This is a genomic window from Sabulicella rubraurantiaca (genome assembly GCF_017355885.1).
GTDB lineage: Bacteria > Pseudomonadota > Alphaproteobacteria > Acetobacterales > Acetobacteraceae > Roseococcus > Roseococcus rubraurantiacus.
In genome coordinates this window covers 299,239-311,843 of the sequence record NZ_JAFEUU010000002.1, presented here as the reverse complement: position 1 = coordinate 311,843, position 12,605 = coordinate 299,239, and the positions used below count along the sequence as shown (strand labels likewise).

At 68.2% G+C, this 12,605-nt stretch carries 15 protein-coding genes; 8 read left to right on the top strand and 7 right to left on the bottom strand.

What is annotated here, in order from left to right; translation table 11 throughout:
* Nucleotides 1–11 precede the first annotated feature (11 nt).
* From ccoG to JTJ31_RS05450, 5 genes are read left to right on the top strand one after another with little or no spacing between them, the layout of a single operon-like run.
* Nucleotides 12–1,499 carry a cytochrome c oxidase accessory protein CcoG gene (gene ccoG / locus JTJ31_RS05470; RefSeq protein WP_207537602.1) on the top strand — a complete coding sequence of 496 codons (1,488 nt, stop codon included), beginning with the start codon at nt 12–14 and terminating at the stop codon, nt 1,497–1,499.
* Nucleotides 1,496–1,957, top strand: a complete 462-nt coding sequence (locus tag JTJ31_RS05465) for a FixH family protein (protein ID WP_207537601.1) — start codon at nt 1,496–1,498, stop codon at nt 1,955–1,957. The genes ccoG and JTJ31_RS05465 overlap by 4 nt, the downstream gene beginning before the upstream one ends.
* Nucleotides 1,954–4,248: a copper-translocating P-type ATPase gene (locus JTJ31_RS05460; protein ID WP_207537600.1), complete on the top strand. Its 2,295-nt coding sequence runs from the start codon at nt 1,954–1,956 to the stop codon at nt 4,246–4,248. The genes JTJ31_RS05465 and JTJ31_RS05460 overlap by 4 nt, the downstream gene beginning before the upstream one ends.
* A complete protein-coding gene (ccoS, locus tag JTJ31_RS05455) occupies nt 4,248–4,409 on the top strand; it encodes a cbb3-type cytochrome oxidase assembly protein CcoS (RefSeq protein ID WP_207537599.1) in 162 nt (53 codons plus the stop codon). The genes JTJ31_RS05460 and ccoS overlap by 1 nt, the downstream gene beginning before the upstream one ends.
* A 3-nt stretch (nt 4,410–4,412) precedes the next feature.
* Nucleotides 4,413–4,583: a hypothetical protein gene (locus JTJ31_RS05450; protein WP_207537598.1), complete on the top strand. Its 171-nt coding sequence runs from the start codon at nt 4,413–4,415 to the stop codon at nt 4,581–4,583.
* Nucleotides 4,584–4,797: 214 nt separating this feature from the next.
* On the opposite strand, the gene glnA is transcribed toward JTJ31_RS05450, so the two are convergent.
* Nucleotides 4,798–6,222: a type I glutamate--ammonia ligase gene (glnA, locus tag JTJ31_RS05445; RefSeq protein ID WP_207537597.1), complete on the bottom strand. Its 1,425-nt coding sequence runs from the start codon at nt 6,220–6,222 to the stop codon at nt 4,798–4,800.
* A gap of 121 nt (nt 6,223–6,343) precedes the next feature.
* Nucleotides 6,344–6,682 (bottom strand): P-II family nitrogen regulator, encoded by a 339-nt coding sequence (locus JTJ31_RS05440; protein WP_207537596.1) that lies wholly within the window; start codon nt 6,680–6,682, stop codon nt 6,344–6,346.
* A gap of 266 nt (nt 6,683–6,948) precedes the next feature.
* On the opposite strand from JTJ31_RS05440, the gene JTJ31_RS05435 reads away from it, so the two are divergent.
* Nucleotides 6,949–8,136: an aminotransferase gene (locus tag JTJ31_RS05435; protein WP_207537595.1), complete on the top strand. Its 1,188-nt coding sequence runs from the start codon at nt 6,949–6,951 to the stop codon at nt 8,134–8,136.
* A gap of 4 nt (nt 8,137–8,140) precedes the next feature.
* On the opposite strand, the gene JTJ31_RS05430 is transcribed toward JTJ31_RS05435, so the two are convergent.
* Nucleotides 8,141–8,371 (bottom strand): hypothetical protein, encoded by a 231-nt coding sequence (locus tag JTJ31_RS05430; RefSeq protein WP_207537594.1) that lies wholly within the window; start codon nt 8,369–8,371, stop codon nt 8,141–8,143.
* Nucleotides 8,372–8,568: 197 nt separating this feature from the next.
* On the opposite strand from JTJ31_RS05430, the gene JTJ31_RS05425 reads away from it, so the two are divergent.
* Nucleotides 8,569–9,120 carry an SRPBCC family protein gene (locus JTJ31_RS05425; RefSeq protein WP_207537593.1) on the top strand — a complete coding sequence of 184 codons (552 nt, stop codon included), beginning with the start codon at nt 8,569–8,571 and terminating at the stop codon, nt 9,118–9,120.
* 48 nt (nt 9,121–9,168) lie between these two features.
* Here JTJ31_RS05425 and JTJ31_RS05420 read toward each other — a convergent pair whose 3' ends face one another.
* Both JTJ31_RS05420 and JTJ31_RS05415 read right to left on the bottom strand, forming a co-directional pair.
* Nucleotides 9,169–9,585: a hypothetical protein gene (locus tag JTJ31_RS05420; RefSeq protein ID WP_207537592.1), complete on the bottom strand. Its 417-nt coding sequence runs from the start codon at nt 9,583–9,585 to the stop codon at nt 9,169–9,171.
* Between the two features lie 34 nt (nt 9,586–9,619).
* Complete coding sequence (locus tag JTJ31_RS05415; protein WP_207537591.1) at nt 9,620–9,823, bottom strand: YgaP-like transmembrane domain; 204 nt, start codon at nt 9,821–9,823, stop codon at nt 9,620–9,622.
* Nucleotides 9,824–10,088: 265 nt separating this feature from the next.
* On the opposite strand from JTJ31_RS05415, the gene JTJ31_RS05410 reads away from it, so the two are divergent.
* Nucleotides 10,089–10,691 carry a hypothetical protein gene (locus JTJ31_RS05410; RefSeq protein ID WP_207537590.1) on the top strand — a complete coding sequence of 201 codons (603 nt, stop codon included), beginning with the start codon at nt 10,089–10,091 and terminating at the stop codon, nt 10,689–10,691.
* Nucleotides 10,692–10,766: 75 nt separating this feature from the next.
* On the opposite strand, the gene JTJ31_RS05405 is transcribed toward JTJ31_RS05410, so the two are convergent.
* Nucleotides 10,767–11,399, bottom strand: a complete 633-nt coding sequence (locus tag JTJ31_RS05405; protein ID WP_207537589.1) for a PEP-CTERM sorting domain-containing protein — start codon at nt 11,397–11,399, stop codon at nt 10,767–10,769.
* A 555-nt stretch (nt 11,400–11,954) separates the two neighbouring features.
* The gene (locus JTJ31_RS05400; protein WP_207537588.1) at nt 11,955–12,275 is read right to left on the bottom strand and encodes a hypothetical protein; all 321 of its coding nucleotides are present in this window, start codon (nt 12,273–12,275) and stop codon (nt 11,955–11,957) included.
* Between the last annotated feature and the right edge of the window lie 330 nt (nt 12,276–12,605).

The window sequence follows — 12,605 nt, the reverse complement described above, 5'->3', positions numbered from 1 at the left end:
GGAACCGCGCGATGGGCATGATGCAGGCCGAGCGGAAGATCGAGGGGGCGGCGCTGCCCTCCCTCTACGCCTCCCACGTCAAGGTGCAGCCGCGCGCGGTCGCCGGGCCGGTGCGGCGTGCCAAGTGGACCGTGCTCTTCCTGCTGCTCGGCCTCTACTACGCCGTTCCCTGGCTGCGCTGGGACCGCGGGCCGGGCGTGCCCGACCAGGCGGTGCTGGTCGACATGGCCCATGCGCGCCTCTTCCTCGGCCCGATCGAGATCTGGCCGCAGGAAGTCTATTACCTCGTCGGCCTGCTGATCCTGGCCGCGATCGGTCTCTTCGCGGCCACCTCGCTCTTCGGCCGCGTCTGGTGCGGCTTCGCCTGCCCGCAGACCGTCTGGACCGACCTGTTCCAGTGGGTCGAGCGCAAGGTGGAGGGCGACCGCAACGCCCGCATCAAGCTGGATGCCGGCCCGCGCAACGTCGTGTGGTGGCGCAAGAAGACGGTGAAGCACGCCGCCTGGCTGTTCATCGCCATGGCCACGGGCGGCGCCTGGATCATGTATTTCAACGACGCGCCGACCTTGACGCGCGAGATGCTGGCCGGTGAGGCCGGCCTCACCGTCTATGGCTTCTTCGCCCTGTTCACCGGCACGACCTGGCTGCTGGCCGGCGGGGCACGCGAGCAGGTCTGCACCTATATGTGCCCCTGGCCGCGCATCCAGGGCGCCATGCTCGACGAGAACTCCCTCGTCGTCACCTATCGCGAATGGCGCGGCGAGCGGCGCGGAAAGCCGAGCGACGCGGCGGCGGGCGATTGCGTGAACTGCAAGGCCTGCGTCCATGTCTGCCCCACCGGCATCGACATCCGCGACGGCCAGCAGCTCGAATGCATCGGCTGCGGCCTGTGCATCGACGCCTGCGACGACGTGATGGGAAGGCTGGGCCGCGAGAAGGGGCTGATCGCCTTCGAGACCCTGTCCAACCTCGCTGCCTCCACCGCCGCGACGAAGGGCATGGAGCCCGGTCCGGCGCGGCGCGAGGCGGGAATGGCGGCACGCCGGGCGCCGAACTTCCTGCGCGTCCGCACGCTGATCTATGCCGGCGCGCTTGGCGCCGTGGCGGCGCTGATGCTCGGCGCATGGATGCTGCGGGAGACGCTGACCATCTCCGTGCTGCCCGACCGCGCGCCGCTCTTCGTGCGGCTCTCCAATGGCGGCATCCGCAACGCCTACACGCTGAAGCTCGCCAACAAGCTGCGCGAGGGCGGAACCCTGACCCTCGAAATCCGTGGTCCTGCGGATCTTTCGCTGATGGTACCAGAGGCGCCACATGACCCGCAGGGGCGGCCCCTGCTGCATGCGCGGCCGGACGCCATCGCCTCCTACCGCGCCTTCGTTTCCGCGCCGCCCTCGCTCCGCTTGCCGGAGCGGGTGGAGGTTACCTTCCGCCTGCTGGACGCAGAGGGCCGCGTCCAGGCCAGCGCCACCTCGGCCTTCCTGGGACCGCACCCATGAGCACCGAACGCAAGAGCCGCTGGATCCCCTGGGTCTTCGTGGGCGGCATGGGCGTGGTGGTGGCGGTGAACGCGGTGCTGATCACCTCCGCGGTCGGCACCTTCACCGGCGTCACCACCGGCCGCGCCTATGATCGCGGCCGCGCCTATAACCACGTCATCGAGGAAGGCCGCCGCCAGGACGCGCTGGGCTGGACGGCGCGCGTGGCGCAGGCGGATGGCGAAATCGCCGTCACGGTGACGGATGCCGCGGGCTTTCCCGTCAACGGAATTCTGGAAGCGGAAATGCTGCGACCGCTTGATGGCGAGCGCGTCGCGATCGGCACCGTCGCCGCACGCGGCCGCTTCGCCCTCACCCCGCCGGAGGCGCTGCGCGCCGGCCAGTGGGAGCTGCGCGGCCGCGTCTCCACCGGCGATGGGCGCCACCTCGACATCCGGCAACGCCTCGTCCTGCCGTGAACCTCGTTGCTGCCCCCGTCTGCGCCCATTGCGGCGCCCCTTCGCCGACGCGCTTCTGCTGCGCCGGCTGCGAAGGCGCGCATGAGCTGGTGGCCGGGCTGGGGCTCGACGCCTTCTACCGGCGACGCGAGGCCGCCGCGGGCGAACTGCGCCCCGCCGAGGCGCCGCAAACCGACTTCGCCCCGCTGGCGCGCGCGGAAGGGCAGGGGGCCTGGACGCTGGAGCTGATGGTCGCCGGGCTTACCTGCGGCGCCTGCATCTGGCTGGTGGAACAGGCCCTCGCCGCCGCGCCGGAAGTGCGCCGCGCCCGCGCCAATCTCTCCACGCGTCGCCTCATCATCACCTGGGTGGGCGAGGCGGAACTCGCCAACCACCTCGCCGGCCTCGTGGCGCGGCTGGGCTTCCGCGTTGCCCCCTTCTCGCCGGCCTGCATGCGGGCGACCGAGGATTCGGAGGGGCGCGAGATGCTGCGCGCTCTGGGCATCGCCGCCTTCGGCGCCATGAACGTGATGCTCGTTTCCGTCGCCGTCTGGGCGGGGGGCGAAGATATGGGGCCGCAGACCCGCCACCTGATGCACTGGCTGGCGGCGCTGATCGGCCTGCCGACCGTCGCGGTCGCCGGCATCCCGCTCTTCCGCTCGGCCTGGAACGGGCTGCGCGGGGGGCGGCTCAACATGGATTGCGCGGTGTCGCTGGGCATCCTGCTCACCACCGCCATGTCGCTCTCCGAGACGCTGCGGAACGGCGACTACACCTGGTATGACGGCGCTACGGCGCTTCTGGCGCTGATGCTCGCTGGGCGAGTGCTGGACCGTGCGGCGCGGCGCAAGGCGCGGCAATCCGTCGCCGAACTCCTGGCCTTGCAGGAAGGCAGCGTGACGGTGCTGGGCGAGGCGCATCCCGTCCCGGTGGATCGCGTCGCGCCCGGCGCGCGCATCCTGGTCGCCACCGGCGAGCGCCTTCGCCTCGACGCGGCGCTGGAGGATGGCGAGGCGCTGCTGGACACCGCCGCCACCACGGGCGAGAGCCTGCCGCGCTCCTTCGCGCGCGACGGGGCGTTGCCAGCCGGCGCGGTGAATATGGGCGCGCCCTTCGTGGCGCGCGTGACCGCTGCCGCCGCCGATGGATCCCTCGCCGCCATGGCGCGGCTGCTGGAGCGGGCGGAGCAGGCGCGCGGCCGCTGGGCCTCGCTCGCCGACCGGGCGGCACGCTTCTACATCCCCGTCGCGCATGTCGTCTCGCTGCTGACCTTCGTCGGCTGGATGGTGCTGGGCGGCGCCTCCTGGCAGGACGCGCTGGTGCCCGCCGTCGCGGCGCTGATCATCACCTGCCCCTGCGGCCTCGCCATCGCCGTGCCGGCGGTGCAGGTCGTCGCCGTGGGTGCGCTGTTCCGGCGCGGCGTGCTGGTGGCGAGCGAGACGGCGCTGGAGCGCCTTGCCGCCGCCGACCACGCGGTGCTGGACAAGACGGGCACGCTGACCGAGGGCAAGCCGCGCCTCCTCCCCGGCGGATGGGCTGCCTCCGACCTTGCTGCCGCCACCGCGCTGGCCGCTGCCAGCCGCCATCCCCTCGCCGTTGCGCTGTCCCACGCCCGCCCCGGTGCCCGCCCGGCCGCGGGCGCGGTGGAACATCCCGGCCAGGGCATGGAGGCGGAGGGCGCGCGCCTCGGCTCCGCCGCCTTCTGCGGCGTCCCCGATGCCGGAGGCATGGCGCTGCACTTCACCCGCCCGGGCCACGCGCCGGTCGTGTTCCGCTTCGAGGACGGGCTGCGCGCGGATGCCAAGGACGCGGTGGTGGCGCTGCGCCGCGCCGGGCTTTCCGTCGCGCTGCTCTCCGGCGACGGCGAGGACGTGGTGGCGCGCATCGCCGCCGAGGCCGGCATCGCCGACTGGACCGCCGGCGCGACGCCCGAGGCCAAGGCCGCGCGCATCGCCGCGCTGCGTGCCGAGGGGCGGCGCGTGCTGATGGTGGGCGACGGCATCAACGACGCAGCTGCCCTCGCGGCCGCCCATATCGGCGCTGCGCCGGGCGAGGGGACCGACCTCGCCCAGGCGGCGAGCGACGTGGTGCTGCGCGGCGGCGGGCTGCTGCCGCTGGCGGAGGCGATCGACGTGGCACGCCGGGCGCAGCGCCTGGCGCGGCAGAACATCCGATTCGCCTTCGCCTACAATGTGGTCGCGGTGCCGGTGGCGATCGCGGGCTATGCCACGCCGCTGATCGCGGCGCTGGTGATGGCCTCCTCCTCGCTCATCGTCATCGGCAACTCGCTGCGCGCCGGGAGGGCGGATTGATGGACATCCTGGTGTACCTGATTCCCGTGGCGCTGTTCCTCGGAGGGCTGGGGCTGCTCGGCTTCCTCTGGGCCATGCGCTCCGGCCAGTACGAGGATCTGGACGGCGCCGCCGCCCGCATCCTGTTCGACGACACCGAAACCCCGCGAAAGGGACGCTGAACCATGCCCGCCTTCTTCCTGATCTTCTATGCGCTGATCGCCCTGCTGGGCCTGTTCACCACCGCCGCAGCAGAGGGCTACCTCGCCACCTTCGGGGGGCTGATGGGCATCTTCGGCCTGCTGATGGCCTATGGCGTGGTGAAGCGGCACTTCGACGCGAACGAGGCGCATTAGCCTCTGCGGTAGAGCCCGTCTCTCGATAGAGGCGTGATGGAGTAGAACCGAGACACTATCGGCATCCATCCGGCCGCAAGGCGGCCGGCGCCGCCAGACCAACATTTCAGCCAGCGCTACTGGTGCGCGGCGAAAGCCAAGCGGCCGGAGGCCGCGCCCGGCGCCTGAGGGCAAAAAAAAACCGGCGGCCCGAAGGCCGCCGGCGGGTCCTGCCTCAGCAGGAGTAGTACATCTCGAACTCGACCGGGTGCGGGGTGTGCTCGAAGCGGTACACCTCCTGCCACTTCAGCTCGATGTAGCTCTCGAGCTGGTCCTTGCTGAACACGTCACCGGCCAGCAGGAAGTCGTGGTCGGCTTCCAGCGCGCCCAGCGCCTCACGCAGCGATCCGCACACCGTCGGGATGCCCTTCAGCTCCTCCGGCGGCAGGTCGTACAGATCCTTGTCCATGGCGTCGCCCGGGTGGATCTTGTTCTTGATCCCGTCGAGCCCGGCCATGAGCATCGCCGCGAAGGCGAGGTAGGGGTTCGCCGTCGGGTCGGGGAAGCGCACCTCGACGCGCTTCGCCTTCGGGCTCGTCGCGTAGGGGATGCGGCAGGAGGCGGAGCGGTTGCGGGCCGAATAGGCCAGCAGCACGGGCGCCTCGAAGCCCGGGATCAGGCGCTTGTAGGAGTTGGTGGACGGGTTGGTGAAGGCATTCAGCGCCTTGGCGTGCTTGATGATGCCGCCGATGTAGTACAGCGCGATCTCGGAGAGGTCGGCATAGCCGTTGCCTGCGAAGACCGGCTTGCCGTCCTTCCAGATGGACTGGTGCACGTGCATGCCCGAGCCGTTGTCGCCGTAGATCGGCTTCGGCATGAAGGTCGCGGTCTTGCCGTAGCTGTGCGCGACGTTGTGGATCACGTACTTGTAGATCTGCATGTGGTCCGCCTGGCGGACCAGCGTGCCGAACTTCGTGCCCAGCTCATGCTGGCTCTGCGCCACCTCGTGGTGGTGCTTCTCGCCCTCGACGCCCATCTCGATCATGGTCGAGAGCATCTCGGCGCGCAGGTCCACCTCGGAGTCCACCGGGTTCACCGGGAAGTAGCCGCCCTTCACGCCCGGGCGGTGGCCCATGTTGCCCTCGGGGTAGTCCTTCATGGACGCGCCCGGACCCTCGATGGAGTCGAGGTGGTAGGTGCCGAAATTGCCGCCCGTGCCGAACTTCACGTTGTCGAACACGAAGAACTCGGCCTCGGGGCCGAAGAAGGCGGTGTCGCCGATGCCCGTGCTCTTCAGGTACTCCTCGGCCTTCTTGGCGGTGGAGCGCGGGTCGCGGTTGTAGCGCTGGCCCGTGGACGGCTCGTAGATGTCGCAGAACAGGATCAGCTGCGGCTTGGCGGCGAACGGATCCATGCAGGCGCTGTCGGCGTCCGGCATCAGGATCATGTCGGACTCGTTGATCGCCTTCCACCCGCCGATGGAAGAGCCGTCGAACATGATGCCTTCCTCGAAGATCTCAGGCTCGATCGTCGAGACGTGCTGCGCCGTGTGCTGCCACTTGCCGCGCGGGTCGGTGAACCGGAAGTCCACGTACTCCACGCTGTTCTCCTTGATCATGTCCATGACCTTGGAGACGGCTTCGGAGGAATTCATCGCCATGCTGTCTCTATCCCGTATCTGCGTCCTTGAATGCTTCGCCGCCGCTTGCGCCGCGCGGCCGCCACGCTTCCGTCCCGGGACGCACCGGGACGGCTCGCGGCTCAACCCGTGCCGTCGGTTCCTAGACGGCGTCCTCGCCCCGTTCGCCGGTGCGGATGCGGATCACCTCCGCGATGTCGGACACGAAGATCTTGCCGTCGCCGATGCGCCCCGTGCGGGCGGCGGCGGTGATCGCCTCCACCGCGCGCTCCAGCATGTCGTCGGCGCAGACCACCTCGATCTTCACCTTGGGCAGGAAGTCCACGACATACTCGGCACCGCGGTAGAGCTCGGTATGGCCCTTCTGCCGGCCGAAGCCCTTCGCCTCGATGACGGTGAGGCCCTGAAGCCCGATCTCGTGCAGCGCATCCTTCACCTCGTCGAGCTTGAAGGGCTTGATGATGGCCTCGATCTTCTTCATCGCATCCGTCGTGTCTGTCGCGGGCGATGGTCGGCCCGCTGGTTTCCTTGCGGCCCGGCGCGATGCGTGCCGCGCCAGGTCCGGATTGGTGTTTGGCATGGTGGCGGCGGGGGGCGCAATCATGGCCGGGCGGGGGAATCGCGGGGGGGTAGCCGTGACTCCGCCCGAAAGCGCGGCAGGATGCCTGCGGCTTGGGCAGGCATTGCCGGGCGCTTCGCCCCGCCCCAGAATAGGGGTCTCCGCCGCGCCTGAAGGTTTCCGATCCGATGCAGCCCCAGAACCACCTGCTCTCCGCCACCGGTACCACCATCTTCACGGTGATGTCCGCCCTCGCGGTGCAGCACGGGGCGATCAACCTCGGCCAGGGCTTCCCCGACTATGACGGGCCGGAGGACGTGATCGAGGCCGCGGCCGCCGCGCTGAAGGACGGCCGCAACCAATATCCACCGCTGACCGGCGTGCCCGAGCTGCGCCGCGCCGTGGCCGAGGCCAATCGCCGCTTCTACGGGATCGAGGTGGACCCGGACCGCGAGGTGGTCGTCACCTCCGGCGCCACCGAAGCCATCACCGCCTGCCTGATGGCGGTGCTGAACCCGGGCGATGAATGCGTCCTGCTGGAGCCTCTCTACGACACCTACCTGCCGGTGGTGCGCCTGCTGGGCGCGGTGCCGAAGCTGGTGCGCCTCTCCCCTCCGAAATGGGAGCTGCCGCGGGCCGAACTGGCTGCCGCCTTTGGCCCCAATACCAAGGCGATCCTGCTCAACACGCCGATGAACCCCTCCTCCAAGGTGTTCACCGCGGCCGAGCTGGCCTTCATCGCCGATTTGCTGGAGCGTCATGACGCCTATGCTGTCTGCGATGAGGTGTATGAGCACCTAACCTACGATGGGTGGAAGCACATCCCGCTGATGACCCTGCCCGGGATGCGCCCCCGCTGCATGCGCGTAGGCAGCGCGGGCAAGACCTTCAGCCTGACGGGCTGGAAGGTGGGCTACGTCACCTGCGACGCCACGCTGCAGCCCAACGTGGCCAAGGCGCATCAGAACCTGACCTTCACCACCCCACCCAACCTCCAGCGTGCCGTGGCGGTCGGGCTGGCGAAGGATGATAGCTACTTCGCCTCGCTTTCGGGCGAGTTGCAGGCGCGGCGCGACCTGCTGGCCGAGGGTCTGGCGCGGCTGGGCTTCGCCGTCCTGCCGGCCCAGGGTTCCTACTTCGTTACCGCCGATATCCGCTCCATCGGCTTCGCGGGGGACGACGTGGCCTTCTGCCGCACCCTGACGGAGGAGGCGAGGGTGACAGCCATTCCCGTTACTGCCTTCTATGCTGGGCCGGACGCGCCGAACCACTACGCCCGCTTCGCCTTCTGCAAGAACGAGGCAGTGCTCCGCGAGGCGCTGTCGCGCATCGGCGCCTGGATCGAGCGGCGCGGCGATCGGCGCGCCGCGGGGTAGGGGTTCAGGCGGCGCCGGACTCCTTGGCGTCCAGGCAGAACTCGTAGCCAGCCACCGCCTCGCGCTGCCAGCGACAGCAGGCTTTTCGGACGACGCCGCCGGGCAGGTGCAGGACGGCCTTCTCTGGCGCCGTGCGGGCGGTCAGCAGGTGGATGCGAGCGCCGCACTCCGACATGTCGAGCACCACGCAACCGTCGGAAACGCCGCCGGCCACGATGCGGCCACCGCTGATCATGGTTTTGCGGACCGCACGACGGCGTTCCGGCGTCGCATTTCCTTCCATTCCTCTTGAAGGTCGTAAAATGTCGAAAGTTTGACCTTAGACTGCAAAAAAGGGAAGGTGGCGAGCGGCGCGCTCGGCTGGCCGTTTGGTTGCGATACGTCTGGCGCCGGAGAGCCGTTATCCGTCCCCGGGGGGCACGGAAATGGACCGTGAGCAGGGCCAGATCCCGCGCCGGGCTTGCGCATCACCTCCCGCCGGGCAGCGGGCGGTGGTCGTACCGGCGCGGGCTGGGCTTCGCCGCAACCGCCTCCTTTGCGTCACGTTGCGCGGGAATGGAGCAGCAGATCACCATCGCCCGCCCGGCCACCGAGGTCTTTGCCTATCTGGCCGACCCCACCCACCTGTGTGACTGGCTGACGCATCTTCGCCGCGAGGAAACGGAACTGCCGGGGGACGGGCTGGAAAGCGACCACGCTGCCGGCACGGTGCGCTGGTCCTTCGACCCTGCCGGGGAATGGCGGGTTCAGGAAATCGAAGGGGTGACGAGGCTGACGCTGCACCTTGAACGCGACACTGCGCTGGCAGCTGATCCCACCGGACCCGAGACGCCGGAGGACGCCGCTAGGTTCAGCGCCGAGGCCGCGTTGCAGAGCCTGAAGTCGCATCTCGAGGGCGCCGGGGGCGGCGACCCGGATCTGCGCACCGGTGATGTTTCAAGCCGTGCCTACGGCCGCAGTGCCACCCAGGATCCGGACATCTGACAAACCGCCCGCGGCAGCCGGGGGCATCGGCTATCGCCGCCTACGCGATCACGCGCCCCTGCCGCGACGCACCACCTGTTCCGCCCAGAGGTTCGCCCCGTAGAACACCATCACGCATGTCAGGAGCCTGAGCGCGATCTCATAGGTTCCGATGCCGGATGACGCGAGCGAGATGTCATTGACGAGCCAGAAGCCGAGCCCGATGGCGAGCAATGTGGCCCCGATCACAGCGATGCCCCCGAGCAAGGCGCGGCGCAGCCCGATCCGACGGCGAGCCCCAAGAAGCCTGACAGCGCTCCACGTCGCGATCCCGAGCAGGATCGTGGCGTGGAGCAGCATCAACGAGAAAACGGCCTCGCCACCCTGAGGGCCGCCGCCTGGGATGAAGTCGCGAAAGTACAGATAGTAGACAGCGAGCGGTCCCAGCACGACGACATGCTTGAGCAGACGGAGGAAGCCTCGCATGGCTCCGCCTGGACGGAACGGCTTTGTGCCGGCTTCAGGCGAAGCCAGCGCGGGAGGGGAGGTTCATCCGCTTGAGCGCCATCACCACAGGGCAAAGGCCGGTGAAGGAAGCCTGGATCAGATGCGCGCCCATGGCGCCGGTCAGCCACAGCCAGCGAATGTCGTGCAGGGCCGCAAGCAGCACGCTGCCCAGCACGACCAGCCCCACGACGAGAAGGATCGTTCGCTCCACAGTCATCTCTTGTGCCTCCCACAAGGGCACCGAGCATGCTGGCGCGCCGTGAGAGCCAGCAAGTTACTTCTCTGCGAGGTTACCGACCCTGTCTGCGCCACGGGTGCAGGCGAACGGGACGAATGATGCGCCTCTTCTCAGTGCCGCGCTCGGCGAGCGTCATATCGACGTCCTGATCGCAAAGGGGGATGCAGCGATGGGCGCGCCCGCTGCCCGCGATAGGTCAGGCTCGCCCGGAGGCCCAATGCTGTGGGAGTTGGAGGGAACGCCCATGACGAGAGCCGCCGCCCTTTGCGCACTCACCGCCGCGATGTCCGCGGCGCCTGCCTCGGCGCAGCAGATCGAGTGTGCGGGCCGCATCGTCCCCGTTTCTTACAACATCCATTATTATACCTCGCCGGATCATGGCCTCATTCCTGCGGGAACGCGGTTCTTCGTCATCTACTTGCGCAACCAGGATGCCGGAAAAGTCGCCTTCGGTTTTTCGTCCGAGAACTTCCCAAACGATGTCCAGTCGATCGACTACAGCTTCGCCTCGAAGCACCTCTACCCCAGCGCCACTCAAGGATACCAATTCGCGCGCACCATGAATGCGAACTCAGCGTCTATTCATTTGCGGTGGTGCACGACAGCGGTTCGAGCAGTTGCCGAAGGTGGTGATCCGAAGCGCACCTCGCTGCACTTCGAAGCCCGCCGAGCGCCAAGGATGCGCACATCAGCGCTCAGCCACCAGCCCCCATGTCAGAATGACGAGCCAAGCCAGGAGCGAGGCGGCCAGCAGGACGCGGACAGCGTCGGGCCAAGGCAGGCTGCGGAGGCGCTGGCACCGGCGACGCTTGATGGGGGCACGATCCATCGAGCAGAGACGTCCTGAATTTCTGCGGTCTCAAGAAACGCTCCGGCCCTTGTGGGACCGGAGCGCTGTCATGTGGCCTCTGACGAAGAAGTGTCAGGCGGCCTTGCGTCGGACGAGGCCGAGGCCGAGCAGGCCAGCGCCCAGCAGGGCAAGACCGGCCGGCGCGGGCACCGGAAGCGCCGCCGCGCCACCGGAGAAGGTGAAGGTGCCCGTGAGGTTCACGCCATCGGTCTGGCCGGAGAAGGTGAAGGTGCCAGGCGTGGGATCAAAGCCCGCCGCCCGCAGCGTGCCGACGCCGCTGATCAAGAGGTAGTCGGTGGGGCTGGTGCCCGGGGGCAGGGGCGGGACGGTGAACTGCGTCGCGGTGATCGCGCTCAGGTCGAAGGACAGGCCGCCCACCGTGAAGAAGTTGGCGATCGGGCCCGCGAAGGCGGCGAAGTTGAAGTCCTGGATGGTGCCGACATCGCCCACCGAGACGGGCATGTTGCTGCCGGTGCTGACCGCGTCCACGGTGAAGGCGCCGCCCGCGCCGGTGACGCAGTTGCCGACCACGTTGGCGCAGAAGGCGACGGCCACGGCGTCGGCGAGGCGGACATTGGTGCCGCTGCCGTCGACGCCCTGGAACAGGCCACCGAAGTCGATCGAGCCCGTCAGGGGTGCGGCATGCACCGCCACAGGCGCCGCCAGAAGAGCGAGGCCCAGTACCGCTTGCTTCAGAATCTGCATCTTTTGTTTTCCTCTTTGTGCTGGCCCAGTGGGACCACCGGCACACCCGGCGTAACGGGTGCATTTCCTTCCAAGCAAGAGGCGTGCCAAGGAAAAATTTCTTTTACATTCAAATGATTATGGCGAGAAGCGGTGAGAGTCCGCTGGCTGTCGCATAGGTTGCTGACATTGCGGTCAGTTGCAAGGTCGAGAGAATTTTGCGTAGCGATGATCTCATGGCCGCGACGGGCTCAACCGTATTGTTCGCTCGCTGCGCCGGGCAGAACAGTCGACGGGCCTCTTGGTGAAGGCACGTCCTGCCGCTTCAAGGTGATGGAAGGGCGTAGCTGTTCCTCGAACCAACAACCCTGGGAAAGGCAGATTTGAGAATGCGACGAGAAAATGCTGGAACGACAGGCGGCTTCATCGCTCCATGAAGCCCGCCCCGTTTCGCTCGAAGCGCATTCGTTCACCGGCACCCAGTTCCGCGCGATGGCACCGCCGCGCCGCTGATCCGGCCATGGGTAAGGAAGCGGTAGCTGCCGGCATGTCTCTGCGCGGTGCCGAAGGAAAGTGCTAGGCGCCAAGCAAGGGCTGCACGACGAAGTGACCAAAGAACAGCCCCACATAAAGGGCATAAGCCAGAATTGCGGCGAAGCGCAGCGGCTCAAGGTGTGTGATTTTCGTGATGCCACCGGCCGCTCCAACGCGGCCCGCGAGATAAATATAACCCAGTATCTGCGCGGCGGTGATGAGCGAGAGCATTCCACCGACGACCGGACCTTGGCCGACCGCCGCTGCGATCAGCTTCAGCGGCTCGCTGAAGAGCATCGAGTAGGCCCATTTCGCGGCCTCGGCTTCGAGGCGGTCTAGGTTCCGCAACTCGGCTTCCGACATGAGCGCACCTTCCGCAGGCCAGAGGGCCCGCCCAAGACCAACCTTACTCCTCCATGGCTGCCTCCGCTTGGCTTGATGCGGCCCGCGCCGCGGCGGAGACCGGCCGCCGAACCAACTGCGCGATAGGCTTTAGAAAGGACGCATCAGCATATCGCCGGCGATGACGCTTTTAGGGAGCAGGCGGACGGGCAGGGACCCGCAGGTCTGCTTCAAGGCGCAATCGGTCTACGATCCGGCCACGCTCGCGCCCCCAAATTCTCGGCGGCCGCCGCGCAAGAGCGTCGCTCAACAACTCGGCGTGAGGATCGCCCCTTCTCGCAACACAAGGAT